Genomic DNA, 23,372 nt, shown 5'->3' with positions numbered 1-23,372 from the left:
CTTTTCGTTACTCGCATCTCGCTACTTTAATCTGTTCTTGTCGCCCTTCGAATCTCTCATCTCGTCATTCGTATCTGCCCCTTAAAAATTATGGATGGTAAAATGAAACACTGTGAACAACAAAAAGTTTGGCAATGCATTGTGAAGGAAGCTCGACAGCAGTCGGAGCAAGAGCCTATGCTTGCGAGTTTTTATCATGCCACGATCATCAACCATGAAAGTTTAGGCGCAGCCCTTAGCTACATCCTAGCAAACAAGCTAAAGACGGCTTCAATGCCAGCAATGGCGGTGCGTGAAGTGGTTGAACAAGCATTTAAGCAGGACCAATCGATTATTGATGCTGCCGCTTGTGATATCTGCGCGACGGTAAATCGAGATCCTGCGGTCGAGATGTACTCGATGCCTCTGCTTTATCTGAAAGGCTACCACGCTCTGCAAGGCTACCGAGTGGCTAACTGGCTATGGAAACAAGGTCGTATTGCACTTGCTACTTACTTACAAAACCAAATTTCAGTTGCTTGCCAAGTTGATATTCATCCGGCGGCTCGCATCGGTAAAGCAATCATGCTCGACCATGCGACAGGCATTGTGATTGGTGAAACTGCCGTCGTTGAAAATGATGTCTCTATCCTTCAAGACGTGACCCTTGGCGGTACAGGTAAAGAAGGTGGCGATCGTCATCCTAAGATCCGCGAAGGCGTAATGATTGGTGCCGGCGCTAAAATCCTCGGCAATATTGAAGTCGGTGAAGGCGCTAAAATTGGTTCTTGCTCTGTGGTTCTACAAGCTGTACCACCTCATACAACAGTCGCTGGCGTTCCTGCAAAAATTGTCGGCAAACCAAAAACTGACAAGCCGTCTTTGGATATGGATCAAGGGTTCAATGGTCGCTCTCAGAACTTCATCCATGGTGATGGGATTTAAGAGCAAATTCGGGATTAGAGTAACCGAGATACGAAGAGCTTAAGAGCAGGTTCAGGATGCGAGTAACTGAGATTCGAAGAGCTTAAAAGCAGATGCGGGATTCGATTCAGCGAGATTCGAAAAATTAAGAGCAGATGAATACAACTAAATGACGATAATGATGAAACAAATTCGAGCCATTAGCCGGACTCTTCTGATATCTACCAGCCTTTGTGTTGCTCTGTTATCTACATCGTCATTTGCCGCCTCTCAGGGGGAACTGAAAGGTGTATCGAGTGAAATATCTCGCCAACAAAAAAACCTGTCCTCTCAACAGAAAAAACTCGATAACCTACAAGCAAGCCTCAAGAAACAAGAGCTATCCATCGCTTCGCTTGAAAAAGCGATCCTCGATAGCAAAGCGCAACTTAATACAGCGAATGCAAATATTGCTAACTTAGACACCAAGATTAAATCGCTTACTGCTCAGAAAAAAGTCCATACCGACAAGTTAGAGCAGCTCATTCAGACTTACTACATGACTAGTCGAGCTAAGGCTTCTTCTCACATCCTCAACACAGGTGTGGAAGAAGATCGCATCAGCCACTATTACCAACACCTTGCCAAAGCTCGCTCCGCAACAATCAAAACGATTGAACAAACTCAACTTGAGCTAGAAGAAAGCCATAAACAGCGCCAACTCGAGCAAGAACAGATAGCAACATTGTTAAAACAGCAAACCACCAAGCGCGATACGTTAGCCAAAACCCAAACACAACGTAAGAAAACAGTTGGTAGCATCAAGAAAAACATCTCGGGTGACAAGAATTACCTGGCAGAGCTTCAGCGCAATGAAACTCGCCTGAAAGCCGAAATTGCGAAAGCAGAAAAAGCAGCTCGAGAACGACGTAATGCAGTCCCGATGGATGGCCTAGCAAAACGCAAAGGTAAGCTCCCTTGGCCGATCAAAGATAAAGTTCTACATAGCTACGGTTCTCGCCAAACGGGTCAAATCAACTGGAAAGGCATGGTGATCAACGCCAAGTACGGTCAGCAGGTGAAATCTGTTTACTCAGGCACGGTGGTATTTGCCGAGTATCTGCGCGGTTATGGTTTAGTGGTTCTTCTCGACCATGGTAAAGGTGATATGACGCTCTATGGCTTTAACCAAGCACTACTAAAGAAAGAAGGTGACAAGGTTAAAGCGGGTGAAGCGATTGCGCTTGCTGGTGACACTGGCGGCCAAACGCGCCCATCACTGTATTTTGAAATCCGTAGAAACAGCCAAGCTCAAAATCCGAAGAGTTGGTTGGTTAGATAAAAGCTGAAGCGGGATGCGAGTAACCGAGATACGAAAAGCTTAAAAGCAGATACGAGATTCGAGTAGCCGAGATGCGAAGAGCTTAAAAGCAGATGCGGGTGCGAATGATCCAGATACAGAAGGGTTAAAGTAGGTACGAGGAAAAGGTACTAATTAATCTTGAGCAACCCAAAAGAGTTAAGAAGCCTTGGACTAGTCACGTACAAAGCCTCGTCATTCCAGAATTGAGGGACGAAATATCTGGAATCTCAGTATCATATATTATTTGTCATGTTTGATTCACCACAACACAAAGATTCCCTATCACGCTCGTACCTCGCTGTAGGGAATGACGTCGCTATTTACAATGCGTGATGAAGACATCGATACGAATAACATATTAACCAAGAGCTTTAAAAAGCGAGTGCAGTAATCGTATTAATGAGTAACCACCGCTCTTCGTATCTCGAATCTCGGTTACTCGCATCTGCTTTTAAGCTCTTCGTTTACTCGTATCTCGCTACTCGAATCTGCTCTTTCCCGATCTTCATTACTCGCATCTTTCTATTTAGAGTTCAACGCCCTTACACCATCTTCCAACAATGTCAGCTGTTCAAAACCTTGCGCGGTCGCAATTGGTTTAACGGTCGCTATCATCTGTAGCATCCCTTGATGTACAACTTGCTCTGTAATTTGGGCTTTTGGAGACATCGCTGACTGATACGCCAACCAACCTGATGCGATCAAGTGAAGAGATGTGACCATCGATTTCATTTCCGTGTCCGTTGCTTTGAGCAAGTTCAACTCAACAAAGGCTCTCATAATATCGACAAGATTAGTTTGTAGCTTTTCTTGCACGGCCATGTAATCAAGGTGGAGTTTTTCATCACGTGACAATATTTCAGGTAGGTTTGCATAGAAGAATCGGTACTTCCACATCAGTGTGAAGATAGAATCTAAGTAGGTCTTTAGTAGCGTCAGGCTTTCTTGTTGGCCTTGAATCGGCGTGAACCTTTCAAGCAACTCTGTTGAATAGAGAGTAAAGATATCACGGACAATTTCTTGTTTATTACGGAAGTGATAGTAGAGGTTACCAGGGCTAATCTCGATATGTTCAGCAATATGATTGGTCGTAATACTGCGCTCGCCGTGCTCATTAAAAAGCTCTAGAGCAGCGTAAACAATCTTGTCACGTGTTTTCATTAGTTATTAGTATCCCTATCCGTTTAGGGGGTCAGTATATCGCCACTAAACGGATAGATCGAGCTGTTAACATCTGGTCTAATTAGCATTAGCTAAAAAAGAGCAGTATCAATCGCTGCCAAACAGATCTCGTGTGTAAACCTTATCTGCAACATCTGCAATCTCTTCTACCATTCTGTTAGATACAATCACATCGGAAACAGCTTTGAACTCTTCGAGGTCAGAATAAACCTTCGAGTTAAAGAAATGCTCTTCTTCCAATACTGGTTCGAACACCACCACTTCTATGCCTTTAGCTTTCAAACGCTTCATAATCCCTTGAATCGACGACGCGCGGAAGTTGTCCGAGCCAGCCTTCATGATCAAACGATAAATACCGACAATTTTAGGCGAGCGCTTAATAATTGAATCCGCAATAAAATCTTTTCGGGTGCGGTTAGCATCAACGATGGCACCAACAATGTTGTTTGGTACATCTTGATAGTTAGCTAATAGCTGCTTGGTGTCCTTAGGTAAGCAGTAACCACCGTAACCAAATGAAGGGTTGTTATAGTGATTACCAATGCGAGGATCTAAACCAACGCCTTCAATGATCTGACGAGAATCCAAGCCATGTGCTTCGGCGTAAGAATCGAGCTCATTGAAATAAGATACACGCATCGCGAGATAAGTATTTGAGAACAGTTTTACTGCTTCTGCTTCTGTTGAGTGAGTAAATAGCACATCTATATTTTCTTTTTCAGCACCTTCAACCAGTAGATTCGCAAACACTTTAGCACGTTCAGAGCACTCACCAACGATAATACGTGATGGGTATAGGTTATCGTGCAGGGCTTTGCCTTCGCGCAAAAACTCAGGTGAGAACATAACATTTTCGCAGTTCAGCTCTTGCTTAACGCGCTCAGTATAACCAACAGGTACCGTTGATTTGATCACCATGACGGCCTTGGGGTTGATATCCATGACGTCTTTAATGACCGATTCTACAGAGCTGGTATCAAAATAATTATTTTTTGGATCATAATCAGTTGGAGTAGCAATGATGACAAACTCAGCTTCTTTGTAAGCCGCTTTATCTGTTGTCGCCCTGAAATTCAGCACCTTATTTGATAGAAAGTGCTCAATCTCATTATCTACAATCGGTGACTGCTTATTATTCAGCATTGTCACTTTTTCATCGATGATATCTACCGCGACTACTTCATGATGTTGTGCTAACAGCATTGCGTTTGATAGACCCACATACCCAGTACCGGCTACTGCAATCTTCATGATAATACCTATAGTTTTGAGTAATTAACTCAACATAATTTATAACTTAGCTTGCCGTATCATACTCTGGTTGGGGAATTATTCCACTAGCCCGCTTTATCCATTCCTTGCTATACTCGTGACAGTTTTGTATTCAAAAGAGTTAGAAAATTATGATTATCGTAACTGGTGGTGCTGGCATGATTGGCAGCAATATTGTTAAGGCGCTCAATGAAGCGGGCCACAACGATATTCTAGTCGTCGACAACTTAAAAGATGGTAAGAAATTTAAGAACCTTGTAGACCTAGACATCACGGATTACATGGATCGTGATGATTTTCTAACTCAGGTTATGGCTGGTGATGATTTCGGTCATATTGAAGCTATTTTCCATGAAGGTGCATGCTCTGCTACCACTGAGTGGGATGGCAAGTACATGATGCTTAACAACTATGAGTACTCAAAAGAGCTACTGCATTACTGTGTGGAGCGTGAAATTCCCTTCCTATATGCCTCTTCTGCTGCCACTTATGGCGAAACCGATACTTTTATCGAAGAGCGAGAGTACGAAGGTGCATTGAATGTCTACGGCTATTCAAAACAACAATTTGATAACTATGTTCGCCGATTAACCGCGGATGCTGCAGCGCATAACGAAACGCTTCCACAAATCGTTGGCTTCCGTTACTTCAATGTTTATGGCCCACGCGAGCAACACAAAGGCAGTATGGCATCGGTAGCATTTCACCTAAACAACCAAATGAACGCCGGTGAAAACCCTAAGTTGTTCGCAGGTAGTGAAACCTTCAAGCGTGATTTTGTGTATGTCGGTGATGTCGCGGCAGTAAACCTATGGTTCCTAGAAAACGGTGTTTCAGGTATTTTCAACCTAGGTACAGGTAACGCTGAGTCTTTTGAAGAAGTCGCAAAAGCAGTCATCAAGCACTATGGTAAAGGTGAAATCGAAACGATTCCTTTCCCTGAACATTTGAAAGGCGCTTACCAAGAATTCACTCAAGCTGACTTAACTAAGCTTCGCAATACAGGTTGCGATATCGAGTTTAGAACAGTGGCAGATGGCGTCGCTGAGTACATGAAGATCGTAAACGCATAGCTATAAGCTTTATATTTCAGATTAAGACTAATAGTGCATCCTACTTTTGGGGGTGCATTCTTGGGCAATCTAGTAAACATCATCATTCCCTGAGTGACCGATATAAAGTTAACTCTCTGATTTAAATAATGTAGTGAACGAATGAGCACACAACGTAATGATTTTGATCCCAAAGCTTACAATCCTAAGTTTGAATGGGGATTTCTAGCACCTAAATACTGGGGCACTTGGATTGCTGTTCTGTTATCGTCTTTAGTCTGCTTCTTACCTAATAGCATTCGTTTAGCTCTCGCTAAGTTTATGGCTAAGCAAGCTGTAAAAATCAAGAATAAGGCTAACCGCCGAGCTCGCGTAAACCTTGAGATGTGCTTTCCCGAGCAATCTGTAGAACAGCGCGAAGAAACTCTCTATCAGTCATACGTTACATCTATATCGTTTTTGATGGGGTTTGCTTCTTTAACACTAAAGAGCAAAACTTGGCTAGAGAAGAACACCTCGATAAACGGCCTAAGTAACTTAACCGATATTACGGACAGTGGCGAGAATGTGATCTTGCTGGTGCCACACACATGGGCTATCGATATCCCAGCGGTATTATTAGCTTCACGTAATCTCCCGGTATCTGCGATGGCGAAAGCACAAAAAAACAAACTCAGTGACTGGCTAATGCACCGACAGCGCGTGCAATACGGTGGTCGTGTTTATGATCGCAGTGGTGGTATCAAGCCTTTCATCAAGTCAGTGAGAGAGGGCTATCTGGGTTACTACCTACCAGATGAGGATCTTGGCCGTGAACACAGTGTCTTTGTAGACTTCTTCGCAACTCAAAAAGCAACAATTTCGGGTCTTGGTCGTCTATCAAAATTGAGCAAGGCTAAAATCGTTCCTTTGTTTGCTCAATACGATAGCAATACTGGTCGATACACGTTGGATTTTTACCCTGCCCTTCCATTCCCGACCGGAAGCGAAGAGGATGACGCACGTATGATGAACCAATGCATTGAAGATTATGTGAGTAAGAATCCAGAACAATATATGTGGATATTAAGGTTACTTAAGACTCGCCCTGACAGCAATATAAATCCTTATAGTAGTTAGCATTACATTAGACAGTATGAATATTATTAACAGAAAGCAGATTTATACAGCACTCTTACTATTGCCTTACTTTTTTGCTGTTACAGGCATGTTAGTTTTGGATAGTGGTGATAAGAAAATGATCCCACTATTTTTGATTAGTATCATCGTTAGTATATTAGTATTTAAGAAAGAAACCATATTAAAAAATATACGCTACCCTTTTATGTGGCTAATAATCACCTCATGCCTATATGCTATATTTAGTTACTATTATCATGGTGCTAGCTCTAGGGAAATCAGAGCATTAATTGGTGCCACATTCTTCTTATTAGTTTTTCCTTATAAATTCCTAACCAAGAAACTAATCCGTTGGATAATTTTAGTTGGTGGCTTCGCCATATGCTTTAATAGTATTTATTTTAATGTATATATGGGAGTTGAACGTGATGCAGGGTACATAAACCCAATACCATACGCTACAACTTCAGCATTACTCGCTATTGTAGCCCTATCTTTATTGATGGATAAATCAAACTTTAAACATCATGCTGTAAGCTTTTTGGCCTTTCTACTTTACTTACCACCAATTATTTTGAGTGAAGCTCGAGGTGTTTGGTTAGCTCTATTATTAAGTTTTCTTATCATCATAGTTATTAGGTTCATAAATACCCCCCCCTCTAAAAGTAAAGTTTTATTGTCCTTGCTTACAACTATAAGTTTATTATCTATTAGCTCAATTATCTTTAAAGATAAAATCAACCATCGATATGAACATACCATTTATGAGATTAATAATATTAAGTCTGGGAATTACGACACTTCGATTGGTTGGAGAATTCAGTTGTGGGAATTAGCACCAGAAATTTATATACAAAGCCCAATAATAGGCCAAGGTCATGGTGATAATTATGAAAAAATATTAAATAAAAAACTAGAGACCAACGCTATTTCTCATTATATTTATTATTATGCTTCTAGCCATTACCATAACCAAATAATTGACAAATTGGTAAAATCAGGGGCTATAGGTTTAATATTACTAGTTGGATTATTAGCTTATCCAGTCTTAACCTTAAAATATTTAGTGGATTATGAAAAATTCATTGTCATTGGTTCGACATCACTCTTTTTTATTTCTGGTTTAACTGATGTACCTTTTAATCACCCTCAACCTTTAATGTTATATTTATTATTTCTAGTCCCTATTTGCTCAAGATGTAAGAGAGTTTCCAATGACTAAAGTTTTTGTCATAAATTTAGAATCATCCACAGAGAGAAAAGATAACATTAGTCGTCAACTAGATGAACTATCTCTTCCTTTTGAGTTCTTTTCTGCGATAGATGGTCGGATTTCTCCTCCTCATCCGCTACTGAAACGCTATAACGATAATTTAAGCCAAACATACAGAGCAAAGACACTGAGTGCAGGGCAACTAGGGTGCTATGCAAGCCATTACTTATTATGGCAGAAGTGTGTCGAACTCAACCAACCAATAATCGTAATTGAAGATGATGCTCTTATATTTAAAGAGACATTCCTTAACTTCATTCGAGATATTAGTGACATACCAGAAAATTTAGAGTGTGTGAGATTATTTAACAATAAACGTCGTAAATTTAGTTCTTATTCTATCTTTGAGTGTTGCTCAACCAGCATACATAAGTTCACTAAAGGTCATATGAGTGCTACAGGTTATTTTCTAACGCCCTCAGGCGCAAAAAAACTACTTAATAATTCAAATGAATGGTATATGGCTGTCGATATTTACATGGATCGATTCTGGAAACATGGCGTTGAATGCTATGGAACTGAAGCTCCTTGTTTAACTAATGACCCTAAGTTCGACTCAGACATTGGCTATGCTAAGCGAACTACTACTCGAAGTTTTATTAAGAAGTGTAAGCGTGAATACTTCAATTTAAGCGAAACTATTCAACGTCACTTACATAATTTCAAATTCAAACTGAGTAGAAGTAAATCATGAACTCAACACATAAAGATATTTATGTCTGCTCGACGGTAAGGCACTTATTACTTAGCTTATATAAAGCACAAGATGAGATTAATCCATCGACCATCATTTATTTCTATGATTATCAAGATGTAGATCCTAAAGACATAGACACAGAACAACTCCCTACAAAAATAGAGTTAGTGTTAATGAATAGGGAATCGTTAGTTAATCATATAAAGAAGATTGGATATATTGGTAAATGTATTTTATTTTGCTCTCTTCGTGGTTGGTCAATACCAGAACCATTAAAAAGAATATTGGTGTCTTCAATATATGAAAGCAATAACAACGTAGACTTAAAGGGCGGGATAAATAAACTCTTCTTATTCAATGACAATAATAAGATGTCTAGGTTATTTCGCCTTCTAGTTAAATCTTACTCAATGATAGAAGATGGAATGGGTAATTACGTTAAGCACCAGATTGATGACAAGCCCAAGCAATTATTTCGTTTGCTATCAAATCAACCGCCTAAGCATTACGTATTTGGTGAAAGAAAGCAATGTGACCACATTTATGTGATACACCCAGAAAAGTTACCAAAATCAGTACAACACAAAGGAAGAAGACTTGTTTTATCAAAAGATAAAGCAAAAATATCAAAAATTCAACAATGCTTTAAATTTGACAGTACTAATAATTTCGACAATAAAACATTGATCATCGCCACACAACCCATATTTAACAAATTAAAAGGTAAGCTTAAAGACAATGGTTTCTTTTATGACATCTATAGTAGGTTAATATTAGAAAGTAAACATAAAGGTTTAACCCCAATTTTAAAGTTACACCCAAAGGAAAGCGAGTCAGATTATTTATCTTTCAAAGAAAAAGGAGTGAGATTTTTATCTAATAAACTACCTTTGGAAATTTATCTACTATCTAGCAAAGATAAGGTTAACATAATATCAATTAACTCTTCAGCCGGAATGGGGATCGAGGAATATTGTAAAATATATAAATTAATCCCGGACAGCAAAGTTCATGACTTAGAAAATATATTAATTGAATTAGAAAAAAAACAAGATAGCCTTCAAGATTTTATATCTCTACAGCTATCTAATATCAAATAACTAACTATATAAATAAATTCAAGGATAAAGGAGTTCCTGAATTTATCTTAGTTAGAGCTTTTTTCCCCAGAACCTCTTCATAGTATTTTGGTGGTAAGCCAAAACCAGGCCTGATACTCCGAATGTTTTCGGGAGTCAACAATTCACCTTCCGCTATGTCTTTTACCACATATAAAGAGCGACGAAACTTAACATTTCCCTTTTCCGCTTCTGTTCGCTCGTAGTTGACTTGCCCCATAGCTTGCCAAGCTGTTTTCGTATCTTTACATAATGCCGCTAACTCATGAGGTTCAAGAGAAAAGCTATCATCTGCGCCACCACCGTTTCGATCCATCGTGACATGCTTTTCTATCAAACATGCACCTAGAGTCACTGAGGCAACCGCAGTAGCATTGTCAATCGTATGATCAGAAAGACCTGACAAGACTTCGAATCGTTGTGCTATATCGGCAATAGTTTTTAAATTGTACTGTTCAGCCGGCGCTGGATACCCACTTACACAATGCAGTACAACTAGCTCAGTACATCCATTATCCCTCGCTGTTTTTACTGCTTCTGCAATCTCTTCCTCGTTGGCCATGCCCGTTGAAATGATCATCGGCTTACCGGTTTGAGCAACACGCTTGATCAAAGGTAAATCAACCACTTCGAAAGATGCTATTTTGTATGCGGGAGCGTCTAGCTCCTCTAATAAATCTACAGCGGTAAAATCAAATGGTGAACTAAATATCGTAATACCTAACTCTTTTGCTTTTTCAAACAAAGGTTTATGCCATTCCCAAGGCATATGCGCTTCTTTATACAACTCATACAGAGTTTGGCCATCCCATAAGCCGCCATGAATTTGAAACTCTTCCGAGTCACTATCCATAGTGATAGTTTCATGGGTATAGGTTTGAAGTTTAATCGCATCAGCACCTGCTTTTTTTGCTTCTTCCATAATCTGAAAGGCACGGTTTATATCACCATTATGGTTAGCAGAAAGTTCAGCAATAATATATGGAGGACAATTAGGACCAATTTCTCGATTATCGATGTATATGTTTTTATTCATTTTCTTCGTATACTCTCAATTTATCTTTCATAAGGTTTCTAATACCTTTCCACTCATGTGAAAAGATACCCAAATGTACTACATCGTGATATTCAGTCCCATTGAAGAAAGCATCTCGATGAGTACCTTCAACTTTAAAGCCAAATTTGGAATGTAACTTCACCACCGGTTGATTAAAGCCTAAAACCTCACAGCGTAATTTATGCAAATCTAATTCAGTAAATGCATGCTCTAGCGCTCGATATTCCATCAAAGAACCTGTGCCTCTTACCGCATTGGGCGATGCATAGAATGCCCAAGAAGCGATTCCAGGAATTCGATCTATATCAGTAAATCCAACAACACCTGCTGGCTCTCCATTTAACTCCGCTAGAAAATATTCTTTTGAACTATCCTTACACATGCTAGAAAACCATGACTTGTGCTCGTCCATAGTGATTTCATGAGAGGTGTACATGTTTTTTCTAACATCTGGAGAGTTTCTCCAAGCGAGAATTTCTTCTAAATCACTTTCTTCAAGTAGCCTAAATTTAATCACTCTTTGTTTCACGACAAAAGCCCTCCATTGTTTGAACGACCTTATTCGCACCTAAGCCATCAACTTCAAAATCACTAAAAGGTTTGATGTAATCCCACCTTTCACATAAACGCGCTAGCTCAAGTGCATAAGTATCTGTACTCGTCGTTATACCTTCACCCAAGTATTCAACAAACCCTAAATCTGACAAGTAATTTGAAAGTATTACTTGATTCTCCGCTACAGAAACTATCGAGGCAGGAACCCTAAGACAAAAACGCTCCCAGTTACTGACTCCTGAGGCGCCAATTGCATACTTGCTATTACTTAACGATAAGTCAAAACTCTCTAAATTTTTGTATATAGATACATTGCTATTTTGATTAAGCTTTAACAAAGCATCAAAACGAGGGTTGATTCTCCCCGTGATCAAAATAGTATTAAACGGGAGCCTCTTAAGCTCATTTGCTGCAAGAATAAACTTCTCACACTCATTTGTAGGATCGGTCCCACCAAAAAAGACTAAGAGTTGATTGGATATTAAATCTCGGGGAGAATCTCGCAATGTTGAAAAGCTCTCTCTTAAAAGGGCATATTCAGGACCAAGGAGCTTAGTAGCAGAACAATTTGAATATCTTTTTGAAATGTTCGGCCATAGGTTTTGGTCAAGAATAATATCACTACAATGCTCACGGTTAAGGTCATCAATCGATAAAATAGCGCATGACAGCTTACCAATAATGATACTTTCCCATTCATGGTCCAGCGCATAGTGGTCCACAATCACCCACTCGGAACAATCCACTTTAGATAAAAAATCATTTGCATCTTCTTCAACGCTACGTTGAAGCCAAGCTTTATAATCAGCGCTATGGGAGGGCGTCATTTGTAGGCAAGAGGGAGTCAACTCTAATACGTCAAAGCCTCTCTCACAGATGTACGCAATCATGTCTCCAGGCTGAGGAATACAAGCAAAGCATATAGAAAAACCTTTACTCTTCAATACATCAGCAAGCACCAAACAACGCATGACATGGCCACTACCGATAAATAGTGACGCATCTACTCGGAAGGTAACCTTCATTGTTTATCCTAACCTCAATGCTGAGAAAAGAGATTCAGCCAGTTCCCAGTCTTCTTGGTTATCAATATCTTGAACGCGTTTTCTCGGTAAGAGCACAGCCTTAGAGTGGCTAGAAAACACCGATAATTTATTCAAGAAAGCATCTTTACGACCCCAATAAAATTGGCCAGCATCGTGATACGCTTCTTCCAAGTCTTGTGATCTTACCTGTTCGTTTTCAGGAGAAAACATCGAAACAGAACCTTGCTCATCAAGCTTAATTGCACGCTGAATCGGAAACGGAAACGACGTAGCACTAAATGTAAATTGCACACTAGTCCCCCTAAGTAGCTCGTAACCTTTCTGAAGATCTTCAGGTAAAACAAACGGGGCGGTAGCGTACAAACAACAAACATCACCAATATCCCAGCCATTGATATCGCACCAAGTTATTGCATGGTGCATTACATCCATGGTGGTAGCATAATCATCTGAGATATTTGAAGGCCGTAAAAATGGTACTTCAGCACCATATTTTTTCGCTACCTCAGCTATCTCAGCATCATCAGTAGAGACAATAACCTTATCAAAACAATCCGAAGCAAGTGCAGCTTCGATTGAGTAAGCGATCATAGGCTTACCATGAAAGTGCTTAATATTTTTACGAGGAATACGCTTGCTGCCACCACGTGCAGGAATAATAGCAACGTTCATTATTTACCTGTCAAAATTTCGGTTACTACACGAACAACGGTATTTTGCTGTTCTTCCGTCATACCGTGGAACATTGGCAGTGAGATTGCTTCTTGATAGTAGCGTTCTGACTCAGGGAAGTTCCCTTCAGAATACCCCATCGCCTGATAATATGGCTGCGTATGAACAGGAATGTAATGCAAATTAACGCCGATACCATTTTCACGCAGCGCGTCAAAAACTTGTTTATGAGTTAATGATATCTCATCTAACTTCAAACGAATTACGAATAAATGGAGACCTGAGTACGTGTTTTCCAGTTGATAAGGAAGAACTAAAGGTAATTCAGATAACATTTGATTATAACGCTTAGACAACATATGGCGCGCCGCAACAAATTCATCAAGACGTTGCATTTGCGTGACACCCAATGCCGCTTGAAGTTCTGTCATGCGGTAGTTAAAACCTAAATCAACCTGTTGGTAATACCAGCCACCGTGAGAAGCTTCCGTCATCATTTCAGGATCTCGTGTAATACCATGACTGCGCAAGAGAGCCATTTTATCCGCCAGCTCTTTCTGGTTCGTTAATGCAGCACCACCTTCAGCCGTTGTGACAATTTTTACAGGGTGAAAACTGAACACTGTAATATCAGAATACTTACAATTACCGATTGGTTGTTCATGATATTGACCACCAATAGCATGAGAAGCATCTTCAATGACTTTAAAGCCGTATTCTTTGGCTAGCTTAGCAATGGATTCCATATCACAAGGCTGACCACATAAGTGAACAGGAACAACGACTTTAGGTAGAGTTCCAGTAGCTTTAGCAGTAATTAGCTTTTGCTCTAGCTTTTTAGGGCACATGTTATAAGTTGCTGAATCAATATCAACAAAGTCAACTTTAGCTCCGCAATAAAGACCACAGTTTGCAGATGCTACAAAAGTAATAGGAGATGTCCAAAGCCAATCTCCTTTGCCTAAACCCAAAGCGAGACAAGCAATATGTAGAGCGGAGGTTGCACTATTCACTGCTAACGCATACTGAGCACCAGTATGTTCTGTTAACGTTTTTTCAAACGCAGGAACTTGTGGTCCCTGAGTTAGGAAATCAGATTTAAGAACATCAACTACACTATCAATGTCTTGTTGACTGATATCTTGCTTGCCGTATGGAATCACTGTTTTACTCACACTGTAAATTTAGGGTCAACATGTTCTTTGATTAAGTCGCGTAGACCTTCAATCGTTTCCCACTCAGTATTGGTGCCTGAGTTGTATTTAAAGCCAAACGGTACTTTTTCAGCTTTATGATGATTCATGTACTCATCTTCTGTGTATGTAAAAGAGACAGACGGAAGGATCGCGTAATAACGACCTAAATCAATTGTATTGAGAGAATCAGTATCAGTAATCATTTCTTCATGAAGTTTTTCACCTGGCCGAATGCCAACAACCTTAGTTGCCATGCCAGGCGCAATAGCTTCAGCGATGTCTAGAATTTTGTATGAAGGGATCTTAGGAATAAAGATCTCACCACCCAAATGGTTTTCAAGTGCATACATGACCATATTCACGCCATCTTGAAGAGAGATATTAAAACGCGTCATCTCTTCATGTGTAATTGGCAGTACACCTTCTTCTTTTTTCTGCATAAAGAATGGAATAACCGAACCACGAGAGCCCATCACATTGCCGTAACGTACGACACTAAAACGAATGTCTTTTGAACCTTTAATATTATTTGCAGCAGCAAAGAGCTTATCTGAAGCAAGCTTTGTCGCACCATACAAGTTAATTGGTGCACATGCCTTATCGGTCGAGAGAGCAACGACATCTTTCACACCACACGCAAGAGCTGCACTAATCACATTCTCTGCGCCATCAATATTGGTGCGAATACATTCAGTTGGATTGTACTCAGCAGTATCTACTTGTTTGATCGCAGCGGCGTGGATAATAACATCAACATCTTCACACGCTTGAATCATACGGTTACGATCACGAACATCACCAATAAAGAAGCGTAATTGTGGAAAATCCTTGTGAGGATATTGCTGCTTGATTTCAAACTGCTTCAGTTCATCACGAGAAAAGATAATGATCTTCTTTACGTCTTGGTATCGTTCCAGAATTGTTTTGATAAATTGCTTACCAAACGACCCTGTGCCACCTGTAATTAATACTGTCTTGTTATTTAGCATACTCAACTACTCTAATATATCTCTTTTGATCCTATGTCCTCTGACTTAGAACCTTAAATTCATAATTAATATCTAGCTACTTTATCTGACTAGTAACTTCTCAAAAAATTCCAGATGCTTCTTAACTGTCACTCGAGAACTGAAGCTTTCATCTAGGCGCTTCTTAGCCACTTCACTCATGGCGGTGCACTTGGCCTTATCTTGCGCGAGTTTGTCCATAGCCTCACCCAACGCTTTGGCGTCACCAGTCGGGACGATATAACCTGTCTCGCCATCTACAACGAGTTCAGGGGCACCGCCAGTGGTAGTAACAACAGAAGTTGTGCCATTTGCCATTGCTTCAACAATCGTACGCGGTAGCCCTTCTCCGCTGATCGATGGCTGAACTTGAAAGTCTGCCATACACATAATTGAAGGGATGTCAGTACGATGGCCAATGTAGTGAATTCGCTCACTCATAGGGCTCGCTTTCATCTCATCAAAGTGAGGCTCATAGCCACTACCCGCTAAGATTAAGTGGAAGTTCGGTGCTGTAATGTATTTGGTCGCCTCAAGTAAAACAGAAATACCTTTACTTGGCCTTACATGTGCAGCAGTAATCGCGACTACATCATCTTCATTCAAACCAAACTCAGAGCGCTCGGTTGGTGGCACTTTATACCAATCCAATTCATGCCCTTTGTATATGGTAACTACGTTATCTTTGTTCTTCCAAACGCGCTTCACCACATCTTGTCGAACCGCTTCAGAAACACAGACGATGCCATCTACACGAGGGTGAAGTTGCGTTAAATAAGCACTTGGATCATGTCGATATAAACCTCCAGTAGTGCCTCGATAAACGACTAATTTAACGTTGAAACCAATACACGCAAACGCCGCATTAGGTATCGTCTTTGAGTTAAAAGCATAGCAGACGTCGTAATTGTGCGTTTTCAACTCATGGCGGATCTTTTTAATGGTATCAAAACAAATTTTACGCTTTGGATAACCATCAACGACTCGAATGCCGCACTCTTCTAATTTTGATACATGCTCAGACTCACCTTGGGTCATGATAGTGACTTGGTGACCTTGACGCGCAAGCTCAATAAAGATCGCGGCCTCAGGGCGTAAACTGTTCCATGCATGTAAGTAAGATGCACAAACTAAAATCTTCATCTCTCGGTTCCTATTTGGCTTGGTCTTTTGAGCAGTCATCTGAGCGGTTTTCAAGAATCCACAAACCGACATATTTATTGAAATTCACTTGAGCGTAAGTCATCGCCATAATAAAGCCGACACTGCCATCCATAAAGCCACGGCGAATGATATACACAAGGAAGAACGTCCATATCGCTCTTAGTAGAGCTAGGAATAGCCCGTGCGATTTCTTGCCTTTACGATAGTATTTTTGGGAGCCAAGCCAAGCATACTGCGATGCTTTATCTAGGCCGTGGCCGTAGTCACGATGGGTGTAATGAAGAAGAAACCCCTTCAATACTCCTGTAGAACCTTGCTCCGGAACGACTGTCTCGTGCACTTCGTCCAACGTATATCGGGAGCCTTCTCTCTTGAAGAGTCTCAACACTGCACGAGCACTGCGGCCATGTTTTAGAGTCGTACCATACAAAGTCACTCCCCAAGGAAGTTTATACGCGGTATGTTTGATTTGATCTTGTTTTAATAACTCAACAAGAGCCTTGCCCATTTCTAAGTCGAGAGCCTCATCCGCATCGATTGATAACACCCAATCACATGTCGCTTTATCTAGCGCTCGTTGCTTTTGTTTACCAAAGCCAGGCCAATCTGTGATGGTCACGTTATCTGTGTATTTTTGACATATCTCAACCGTTGCGTCTGTTGAACCACTGTCTAAAACGATCAGCTCATCGGCAATATCAACCACAGATTTAAGGCAAGTTTCAATTCGGTCTTCTTCATTCTTGGTAATAACAATGACAGACAGGGTATGTTTTCTCATTATTCAGCCCTAGAATTTCCAATAGTTTAATGATTTACGGATCTTAAAGTTACGAATCCAATTTTTTGGCTTGTTATCTTGCCAACCGCTTTCTAACACTTCGGTAATAGCATCCAGAACCCTAGCTGAAGATTGTCCATCCAAATATGGCGTTATCGACGGACCATAATTAGCAATGGCTTTATCTCTTGCTTCATCAGGTAGCATCGCTTGCTTAATTGCTGACTCTAATTGCTCGGCTTGAGTAATGTTAATAAAGCTTGCTTGAGGGTCTCGATTATTTACCGTGACAACAGGCTTATTGAGCAACAAGAATTCCTGAAATATCGATGAGTTATCACACACCATAACATCAGCACGATGTTGCATTTCAATCACTCGGTCATTATCGAAAAAGAGAAGGTTATCCCCTTCCAGTGCTTGATATTTCGCTCGTGTCTCTTGATTCATTTTAGGATGCAATGTCACTAACCATTGCCACTGGCTTTGTTGGCTTAGGCGCTTAAGCTCTTCATAAACCAATTCAGCACACGATAAGCTTGGCGAAAAAGTGGAAGCGAATAGAATTTGAGGTTTCTCATAGCGATTATCACTAGCTTGATAATTAAACAAGCTATCGAGCTTCAGCCATCCGGTCTCTTTTACTTGAAAATAACCGCGCTGCTTAGCTAGCGGCTCAAGCGAGCTTGTTCTTTCATGGCCTTCCGTGCAATACAAATCAAATAGACCACGTTCAGGGTATAAGTTCCCACGTTTGCTCTCGTTCAAACCATGAAACACTTGTACCTTCAATCCTGGAATAAAAGCAGGAACGCGATCCCCTGGCACTAAAACGGCCGAAGGATTGTAGGCAACAGCTTCTGTCAAAGACACACGCTGCTCTTGCTCTAATAAAAGATGTTCAGAAGCATCCTCACCAACCAGCAACCATTTAACGTCATGACCAAGTTGCTTCGCGTAGTTATAAAATGGGCGAAGAATAGCAAATGAGTAGTTTTGCTCGACATAGAGCAAGAAACGATAGGATTGATCGGTTTGCATAAGCGATGAGATAGAGTTCACCATTTCCGTTTGAAAGTGTAACTAAGCATTTAATTATAACGCTCTTTACTTTCGAGATTGAAGAAAATACTCTTCTGATTACTGATTTTACCCTCTGGTGTCACTGTTCTTATGCTTATACGACTTATATACACTCTTATATTGTCATTGGCCTCTCCACTGCTTCTCTATGGGCTTTATAAGAGCAAACCCGGAAAGCCAAATTTTGGTAAGCGCTGGAAAGAACATTTCGGTATCACACCGCAAACTCAAGGTAAAAGCCCTATCTGGATTCATGCGGTGTCGGTGGGTGAATCTATTGCAGCGATACCTATTATTAAGCAATTGAAGCAACGAGACCCAAATCAAGCCATTATCGTTACTACGACAACCAGCACAGGTGCTGAGCAGATAAACAAGCTTGGTGATTTAGTCGAGCATCGCTATATGCCGATTGATTTTTCTTGGTGCATTCGAGGTTTCTTGAAAACTGTTCAGCCTAAACAGATGTTAATCATGGAAACCGAATTATGGCCAAACACGCTGCATTGCGTCGCGAAAGCTGGAGTTCCTATTTCAGTGCTCAACGCTCGTCTATCTGAACGTTCATGCCAACGCTACGCCAAATTCCAAGCCGTTTTTGACCTCTTAGCCAAAAACCTCTCTCAAGTACTGTGCCAATACCCAAGTGATGCTGAGCGTTTTATACGATTAGGGTTAGATAAAGCATCTGTGCATGTGACTGGGTCGATCAAGTTTGATATTGAAGTCTCAGCTGAACAAGTATCCAAAGGCAAAGCGTTACGTGAACAAATTGGCTTTGAACGCTGTGTATGGATAGCTGCCAGCACTCATCAAGGCGAAGATGAAATTATCTTAGACGCTCATAAACAGCTCCTTAAAGACAATCCTAATACCTTGCTGATGATCGTGCCTCGCCATCCTGAGCGGTTTAACCAAGTGACGGAACTGGCTAAACAGAACCAATTCAACACCATCACTCGAACGAGTCAGCAACCAATCACCTCTGATATTGAAGTGTATATTGCGGATACGATGGGAGAAATGTTGGTATTACTCGGTGGCGCTGATGTCTGTTTTATGGGCGGAAGTCTTGTAGGCGATAAAGTAGGTGGTCATAACCTACTAGAACCAGCAGCCCTACAGCTACCTTTGCTTAATGGCCCTAGCTACTTTAATTTTAGCGAAATTACTGACAAGCTACTTGAAGCTCAGTCTGTCACTATTTGTCATAACAGCAATGAGATTGCAGGCCAGCTCAAAGAACTATTCTTACAACCTAAATTACGTAAAGATAAAGGCTTAGCGGCTTATCAAGTAGTTGAGCAAAACCGAGGGGCGTTGCTCAATACACTCATGAAAATATAAAGCTATTAACTATATATATTGTTTAATACTTGATATTTATGTAAAAAGCGGTTTTTCATTATTTTCTGGTTTTTCTCTTCCACTTTAAGATTATGATCAAAACTTAACGAGATTTCAGTCAACGTATTGTAGCTACAGACAGAGATCCCTTCAGCCTCTACCATCTCAATAAAATTAGGAGAACCATCTTTTACATGTATCCTACCAGTACCACCAGATACATAGCTTCTTGCTGTGCTCATGCTCCCTCTACCCTGTAAAATAATATCAGAGCAAGACATGAACAATGCGTTATAGTTAATGTTGTTTGTTGGAGTTACATAGCTGATATCAACCACACATTTCATCTTGAATAATGCCAAAAATGTATCGATAACGAGCCTAGAAAACACTCTTTTAGGTTTAACGAAAACTAACAATTTATGTTGATTTAAAACTCCAGTCATACCTAAACGATAGATAATTGACAAAATCTCAAGCACTGTGAAAGAGTCAGCTTTCGCACCTATTAATATTTTTTTTTCTGCTCGGGTTTCTTCTACATACTTAGATTGCAAACCTTCAAACTCATCCCACAACTCACTAGGCATCGACTTAAAGGCATCTCTTGCATCATAAAATTTTAGCTCGTTTCTTTTCAAAATATTTTCAAGGGAAGACCGAAAGTAGGGCTCCGGCGCAATAAAGTTAATAACTTTGCTCAGGACAAATAAGCAGTCTTCATTAATCTGATTATTTCTCGTTTGAATTAAACTATCATGTTTTTCGATTGTTTTGAGCCAACGAGCTACTTCATCATCTGTCAGGTGAATATATAACTTGTCGATAAACTCATCTGAGTGTTCCAGAAGAGCCTTCAAAAAAGAGGCATTACTTAAACCTAAGCTAATTGAGGTTACTGTTTTACAACTAGCCAGAGCAGCTAAATCCACCATTCGGTAGTTCAATAACTTTACATTCGTACCTTTTAAATGTGTATCATGGACGTTTTCAGACAAAGATATCAGAATGATATCTTCTTCTCTAATCGAGCACTTTCTAATAAGCACATCAATATACAACTTAGTAAAAACATGGTGTTCAAAACCAACGATGATGTTTTTATTCAAGAACATTTACATAACTCCCTGCATGTATCCATCATTTAGGTATCCCCAATCCGACTCCTGCCATTGAATCTGGCGCTTGTGCACTTCCTTTAAAAACGAGCGCTTTAATCGATTCAAGTTGCCTTCTTTCCAATCATCACCCGCTTGATGCCCACACTTGTCAAAATCAATGATCCACACCCTTTGCGAGTCATCAAGTAAGATATTATGAATGTTGAGATCGGTATGATTAACCCCAGCATCATGCATCTTGCGTACCTCTTGGCCAATTCGACGATAAACATCCGTATCTATTGGATCAGAAACCAAGACATCAACCAAATCTTTCGCATTGGGAATCCGTTCCGACATCAGATCAGCACGATAAAATAGTCCACTTTTCGTCGCCCGAGCGGCAATAGGCCTAGGTACATTCACACCTGCGTTTGCCAATGCCTTGAGAACATTAAGCTCCATCGCACAGCGCGTGCTCTCCCAATCGGAAAATCGATATTGGTCTTCAACGAGTTTGCCAAACAACCCACCACGGCGATAGTGACGCAACGCAGCTTGCATTCCATCAAGTTGAATAAACCATGTGGTGCCGCGCCCTTGAGCACTCCCTGAAATAGCCTCATGTTGCTGCCAGTATTCAGCCTCAAAGATTTGAGTGATATCGCCCTCTGGTACCTGAGTCAGAAGTACAGGGTCATACCAAATTGTTTGGTTCTTGGTGCTAATCGTTTCCATCTATGAGGCCTTTCGGTCGCTTTTCGTCATTGCTATTTTACAACTAATGCGAGTATCTGCATAATTCTGATGTTATTCACTTTTTTCGGGCACTTTATGTCACTGTTCTCAACTGCACCTCAATCTCTTTGCATACTTCGCCTCTCCGCGATTGGCGATGTTTGTCATGCTATTTCTGTGGTTCAAGCCATCCAGAAGCAGTGGCCTGAAACGAAAATCACTTGGATAACGGGCAAAATAGAAGCCATGCTGATCGGCGATCTACCCGGTATTGAGGTGATTGTTTTCGATAAGAAACAAGGCTTCAAAGGAATGCGTGAATTATGGCGTCAGCTGTCTGATCGTAAATTTGATGCACTTCTGCATATGCAAGCAGCACTCAGAGCCAGCGTGCTATCTTGGGGGATAAAGGCGAAGTGCAAAGTGGGATTTGGCAAAAACCGTACTCGTGAAATGCAGTCACTCTTTACCAACCACCATCTACCTATTTCAGAAAAGTTTCATGTTTTGGATAACTTTGCCGAATTTGCTCGCTACATTGGTGTCCCCTTCGATAAGCCTCAATGGGATATCCCTTTAACACCTGAAGATGAACAACTAGCAATTAGCACCATGGCAGACAAGCCGACCTTGGTTATCTCCCCAGCAGCAAGCAAAGATTCACGCAATTGGTTAACTGAGCGATATGCCGCTATTGCTGATTATGCTGTCGAGCAAGGTATGCAAGTGGTGTTATGTGGTTCTCCAGCACCAAGAGAAGTTAACCTTGGTAACGACATCGAAAAATTATGCCTGTCGCCAATCACTAACTTGATTGGCAAAACGAACTTGAAGCAACTGACTGCCGTACTGAAACATGCAACAGTTGTATTGGCACCGGATACTGGTCCAGCCCACTTAGCAACCACACAATCCACGCCTGTCATCGGGTTATACGCACACAGTGACCCACGAAGAACTGGGCCCTACAATGACCTTGGTATCGTGGTCAGTGTGTACCAGCAGCACGTAGAGGCGCAACAAGGCAAGCCAGTCGAAGACCTTCCATGGGGAACTCGAGCAAAAGGCGATGATTTAATGAAGGACATCACGCTCGACATGGTAAAACAAAAACTAGACAAAGCCTTAAACTCTATTAAAACACCAAGCAAGGACAGCTAATATGACCACACACGTTATCTACCCAGGCACTTTCGATCCGGTAACCAATGGTCACCTCGATATTATCGTCCGTGCCGCGAGCATGTTTGATCATATCACCGTAGGGGTGGCCGCGAGCCCAAGCAAAAAGACCATGTTTAAGTTAGAGGAGCGAGTAGAGCTGTTGCGGGATGCAGTGTCTCACTTGCCTAACGTGTCTGTTGAGGGGTTTTCTGGGTTACTGGTCGATTTTGCGAAGCAACAGAAAGCTAACGTATTGGTGCGTGGCCTAAGAACAACCATGGATTTTGAATACGAATTCGGTCTCACGAGTATGTACCGAAAACTCCTACCCGGACTTGAAAGTGTCTTTTTAACCCCTTCGGAAGAATATGCCTTCCTTTCTTCGACAATAGTTCGAGAAGTGGCGATTCATGGTGGGGACATTAGTCAGTTTGTACCACAAAAAGTTGCGGCTGAAATCAAAATAAAAACAGCTAAGTAATATGCTCATCAAAAACAAAAATA

Annotated in this window: 23 protein-coding genes; 10 read left to right on the top strand and 13 right to left on the bottom strand. The window is 40.9% G+C overall.

The window, feature by feature from the left end; all coding sequences use genetic code 11:
- Positions 1-102 precede the first annotated feature (102 nt).
- Together cysE and QQ041_RS02585 are read left to right on the top strand one after the other, a co-directional pair.
- Positions 103-924: a serine O-acetyltransferase gene (cysE, locus tag QQ041_RS02590; protein WP_009847961.1), complete on the top strand. Its 822-nt coding sequence runs from the start codon at positions 103-105 to the stop codon at positions 922-924.
- Between the two features lie 148 nt (positions 925-1,072).
- A complete protein-coding gene (locus QQ041_RS02585) occupies positions 1,073-2,224 on the top strand; it encodes a murein hydrolase activator EnvC (protein ID WP_285953043.1) in 1,152 nt (383 codons plus the stop codon).
- 543 nt (positions 2,225-2,767) lie between these two features.
- Here the strand turns inward: QQ041_RS02585 and QQ041_RS02580 are convergent.
- Positions 2,768-3,406, bottom strand: coding sequence for a TetR/AcrR family transcriptional regulator (locus QQ041_RS02580; protein ID WP_017063104.1), 639 nt, complete (start codon positions 3,404-3,406; stop codon positions 2,768-2,770).
- Between the two features lie 108 nt (positions 3,407-3,514).
- The gene (locus QQ041_RS02575) at positions 3,515-4,678 is read right to left on the bottom strand and encodes a nucleotide sugar dehydrogenase (protein ID WP_285953042.1); all 1,164 of its coding nucleotides are present in this window, start codon (positions 4,676-4,678) and stop codon (positions 3,515-3,517) included.
- Positions 4,679-4,830: 152 nt separating this feature from the next.
- On the opposite strand from QQ041_RS02575, the gene rfaD reads away from it, so the two are divergent.
- The 5 genes from rfaD to QQ041_RS02550 all read left to right on the top strand — a co-directional run bounded on the left by rfaD (position 4,831) and on the right by QQ041_RS02550 (position 9,940).
- Positions 4,831-5,772, top strand: coding sequence for an ADP-glyceromanno-heptose 6-epimerase (rfaD, locus tag QQ041_RS02570; protein WP_285953041.1), 942 nt, complete (start codon positions 4,831-4,833; stop codon positions 5,770-5,772).
- A gap of 141 nt (positions 5,773-5,913) precedes the next feature.
- Entirely contained in the window at positions 5,914-6,870 is a 957-nt protein-coding gene (gene lpxM, locus QQ041_RS02565) for a lauroyl-Kdo(2)-lipid IV(A) myristoyltransferase (RefSeq protein WP_285953040.1), read from the top strand.
- A 16-nt stretch (positions 6,871-6,886) separates the two neighbouring features.
- Positions 6,887-8,092 carry an O-antigen ligase gene (locus tag QQ041_RS02560; protein ID WP_081230176.1) on the top strand — a complete coding sequence of 402 codons (1,206 nt, stop codon included), beginning with the start codon at positions 6,887-6,889 and terminating at the stop codon, positions 8,090-8,092.
- Positions 8,085-8,837: a glycosyltransferase family 25 protein gene (locus QQ041_RS02555; protein WP_081230177.1), complete on the top strand. Its 753-nt coding sequence runs from the start codon at positions 8,085-8,087 to the stop codon at positions 8,835-8,837. The genes QQ041_RS02560 and QQ041_RS02555 overlap by 8 nt, the downstream gene beginning before the upstream one ends.
- Positions 8,834-9,940, top strand: coding sequence for a polysialyltransferase family glycosyltransferase (locus tag QQ041_RS02550; protein ID WP_285953039.1), 1,107 nt, complete (start codon positions 8,834-8,836; stop codon positions 9,938-9,940). The genes QQ041_RS02555 and QQ041_RS02550 overlap by 4 nt, the downstream gene beginning before the upstream one ends.
- Positions 9,941-9,944: 4 nt before the next feature.
- Here QQ041_RS02550 and pseI read toward each other — a convergent pair whose 3' ends face one another.
- From pseI to QQ041_RS02505, 9 genes are all read right to left on the bottom strand, one after another.
- Positions 9,945-10,994 carry a pseudaminic acid synthase gene (gene pseI, locus QQ041_RS02545; RefSeq protein ID WP_081230179.1) on the bottom strand — a complete coding sequence of 350 codons (1,050 nt, stop codon included), beginning with the start codon at positions 10,992-10,994 and terminating at the stop codon, positions 9,945-9,947.
- Entirely contained in the window at positions 10,987-11,544 is a 558-nt protein-coding gene (gene pseH, locus QQ041_RS02540; protein ID WP_081230180.1) for a UDP-4-amino-4,6-dideoxy-N-acetyl-beta-L-altrosamine N-acetyltransferase, read from the bottom strand. The genes pseI and pseH overlap by 8 nt, the downstream gene beginning before the upstream one ends.
- A complete protein-coding gene (pseG, locus tag QQ041_RS02535; protein ID WP_081230181.1) occupies positions 11,525-12,595 on the bottom strand; it encodes a UDP-2,4-diacetamido-2,4,6-trideoxy-beta-L-altropyranose hydrolase in 1,071 nt (356 codons plus the stop codon). Before pseG ends, pseH begins: the two co-directional genes overlap by 20 nt.
- Before the next feature lie 3 nt (positions 12,596-12,598).
- Entirely contained in the window at positions 12,599-13,288 is a 690-nt protein-coding gene (gene pseF / locus QQ041_RS02530; RefSeq protein ID WP_081230182.1) for a pseudaminic acid cytidylyltransferase, read from the bottom strand.
- Positions 13,288-14,463, bottom strand: a complete 1,176-nt coding sequence (gene pseC / locus QQ041_RS02525) for a UDP-4-amino-4,6-dideoxy-N-acetyl-beta-L-altrosamine transaminase (protein ID WP_081230183.1) — start codon at positions 14,461-14,463, stop codon at positions 13,288-13,290. The genes pseF and pseC overlap by 1 nt, the downstream gene beginning before the upstream one ends.
- Positions 14,460-15,473: a UDP-N-acetylglucosamine 4,6-dehydratase (inverting) gene (gene pseB, locus QQ041_RS02520; protein ID WP_017630612.1), complete on the bottom strand. Its 1,014-nt coding sequence runs from the start codon at positions 15,471-15,473 to the stop codon at positions 14,460-14,462. Before pseB ends, pseC begins: the two co-directional genes overlap by 4 nt.
- A gap of 81 nt (positions 15,474-15,554) precedes the next feature.
- Positions 15,555-16,634, bottom strand: a complete 1,080-nt coding sequence (locus QQ041_RS02515; protein ID WP_285953038.1) for a glycosyltransferase family 4 protein — start codon at positions 16,632-16,634, stop codon at positions 15,555-15,557.
- Positions 16,635-16,644: 10 nt separating this feature from the next.
- On the bottom strand, positions 16,645-17,436 hold the full coding sequence (locus tag QQ041_RS02510) for a glycosyltransferase family 2 protein (protein ID WP_285953037.1): 792 nt from the start codon (positions 17,434-17,436) through the stop codon (positions 16,645-16,647).
- Between the two features lie 9 nt (positions 17,437-17,445).
- Positions 17,446-18,477: a UDP-N-acetylglucosamine 2-epimerase gene (locus QQ041_RS02505; protein WP_285953071.1), complete on the bottom strand. Its 1,032-nt coding sequence runs from the start codon at positions 18,475-18,477 to the stop codon at positions 17,446-17,448.
- A 132-nt stretch (positions 18,478-18,609) separates the two neighbouring features.
- On the opposite strand from QQ041_RS02505, the gene waaA reads away from it, so the two are divergent.
- Complete coding sequence (waaA, locus tag QQ041_RS02500; RefSeq protein WP_285953036.1) at positions 18,610-19,866, top strand: lipid IV(A) 3-deoxy-D-manno-octulosonic acid transferase; 1,257 nt, start codon at positions 18,610-18,612, stop codon at positions 19,864-19,866.
- A gap of 5 nt (positions 19,867-19,871) precedes the next feature.
- On the opposite strand, the gene QQ041_RS02495 is transcribed toward waaA, so the two are convergent.
- Both QQ041_RS02495 and QQ041_RS02490 read right to left on the bottom strand, forming a co-directional pair.
- Positions 19,872-20,981: a hypothetical protein gene (locus QQ041_RS02495; protein ID WP_081230188.1), complete on the bottom strand. Its 1,110-nt coding sequence runs from the start codon at positions 20,979-20,981 to the stop codon at positions 19,872-19,874.
- Positions 20,982-21,704: a 3-deoxy-D-manno-octulosonic acid kinase gene (locus tag QQ041_RS02490; protein ID WP_285953035.1), complete on the bottom strand. Its 723-nt coding sequence runs from the start codon at positions 21,702-21,704 to the stop codon at positions 20,982-20,984.
- Between the two features lie 96 nt (positions 21,705-21,800).
- Here QQ041_RS02490 and QQ041_RS02485 point away from each other — a divergent pair, with 96 nt between their 5' ends.
- Complete coding sequence (locus QQ041_RS02485) at positions 21,801-22,865, top strand: glycosyltransferase family 9 protein (protein ID WP_285953034.1); 1,065 nt, start codon at positions 21,801-21,803, stop codon at positions 22,863-22,865.
- A gap of 1 nt (position 22,866) precedes the next feature.
- Positions 22,867-23,349 (top strand): pantetheine-phosphate adenylyltransferase, encoded by a 483-nt coding sequence (gene coaD, locus QQ041_RS02480; protein WP_285953033.1) that lies wholly within the window; start codon positions 22,867-22,869, stop codon positions 23,347-23,349.
- Positions 23,350-23,372: the final 23 nt, after the last annotated feature.

Source organism: Vibrio sp. TMPB1044 (assembly GCF_030442075.1).
In the GTDB taxonomy this organism is placed as follows: Bacteria; Pseudomonadota; Gammaproteobacteria; order Enterobacterales; family Vibrionaceae; genus Vibrio; species Vibrio satsumensis.
Note: the sequence above shows the minus strand (reverse complement) of the source record. Positions and strands in the feature narration are given on the sequence as shown.

Excerpts from the sequence above, each read along its gene's own strand:
- QQ041_RS02575 (WP_285953042.1), bottom strand. The coding sequence starts at position 4,678 with ATGAAGATTGCAGTAGCCGGTACTGGGTATGTGGGTCTATCAAACGCA.
- QQ041_RS02515 (WP_285953038.1), bottom strand. The coding sequence starts at position 16,634 with ATGAAGATTTTAGTTTGTGCATCTTACTTACATGCATGGAACAGTTTA.
- QQ041_RS02580 (WP_017063104.1), bottom strand. The coding sequence starts at position 3,406 with ATGAAAACACGTGACAAGATTGTTTACGCTGCTCTAGAGCTTTTTAAT.
- pseG (WP_081230181.1), bottom strand. The coding sequence starts at position 12,595 with ATGAAGGTTACCTTCCGAGTAGATGCGTCACTATTTATCGGTAGTGGC.
- rfaD (WP_285953041.1), top strand. The coding sequence starts at position 4,831 with ATGATTATCGTAACTGGTGGTGCTGGCATGATTGGCAGCAATATTGTT.
- QQ041_RS02505 (WP_285953071.1), bottom strand. The coding sequence starts at position 18,477 with ATGCAAACCGATCAATCCTATCGTTTCTTGCTCTATGTCGAGCAAAAC.
- cysE (WP_009847961.1), top strand. The coding sequence starts at position 103 with ATGAAACACTGTGAACAACAAAAAGTTTGGCAATGCATTGTGAAGGAA.
- waaA (WP_285953036.1), top strand. The coding sequence starts at position 18,610 with ATGCTTATACGACTTATATACACTCTTATATTGTCATTGGCCTCTCCA.
- QQ041_RS02490 (WP_285953035.1), bottom strand. The coding sequence starts at position 21,704 with ATGGAAACGATTAGCACCAAGAACCAAACAATTTGGTATGACCCTGTA.
- QQ041_RS02550 (WP_285953039.1), top strand. The coding sequence starts at position 8,834 with ATGAACTCAACACATAAAGATATTTATGTCTGCTCGACGGTAAGGCAC.
- pseF (WP_081230182.1), bottom strand. The coding sequence starts at position 13,288 with ATGAACGTTGCTATTATTCCTGCACGTGGTGGCAGCAAGCGTATTCCT.
- lpxM (WP_285953040.1), top strand. The coding sequence starts at position 5,914 with ATGAGCACACAACGTAATGATTTTGATCCCAAAGCTTACAATCCTAAG.
- QQ041_RS02485 (WP_285953034.1), top strand. The coding sequence starts at position 21,801 with ATGTCACTGTTCTCAACTGCACCTCAATCTCTTTGCATACTTCGCCTC.
- QQ041_RS02510 (WP_285953037.1), bottom strand. The coding sequence starts at position 17,436 with ATGAGAAAACATACCCTGTCTGTCATTGTTATTACCAAGAATGAAGAA.
- QQ041_RS02560 (WP_081230176.1), top strand. The coding sequence starts at position 6,887 with ATGAATATTATTAACAGAAAGCAGATTTATACAGCACTCTTACTATTG.
- pseI (WP_081230179.1), bottom strand. The coding sequence starts at position 10,994 with ATGAATAAAAACATATACATCGATAATCGAGAAATTGGTCCTAATTGT.
- QQ041_RS02495 (WP_081230188.1), bottom strand. The coding sequence starts at position 20,981 with ATGTTCTTGAATAAAAACATCATCGTTGGTTTTGAACACCATGTTTTT.
- pseB (WP_017630612.1), bottom strand. The coding sequence starts at position 15,473 with ATGCTAAATAACAAGACAGTATTAATTACAGGTGGCACAGGGTCGTTT.
- QQ041_RS02585 (WP_285953043.1), top strand. The coding sequence starts at position 1,073 with ATGACGATAATGATGAAACAAATTCGAGCCATTAGCCGGACTCTTCTG.
- coaD (WP_285953033.1), top strand. The coding sequence starts at position 22,867 with ATGACCACACACGTTATCTACCCAGGCACTTTCGATCCGGTAACCAAT.
- QQ041_RS02555 (WP_081230177.1), top strand. The coding sequence starts at position 8,085 with ATGACTAAAGTTTTTGTCATAAATTTAGAATCATCCACAGAGAGAAAA.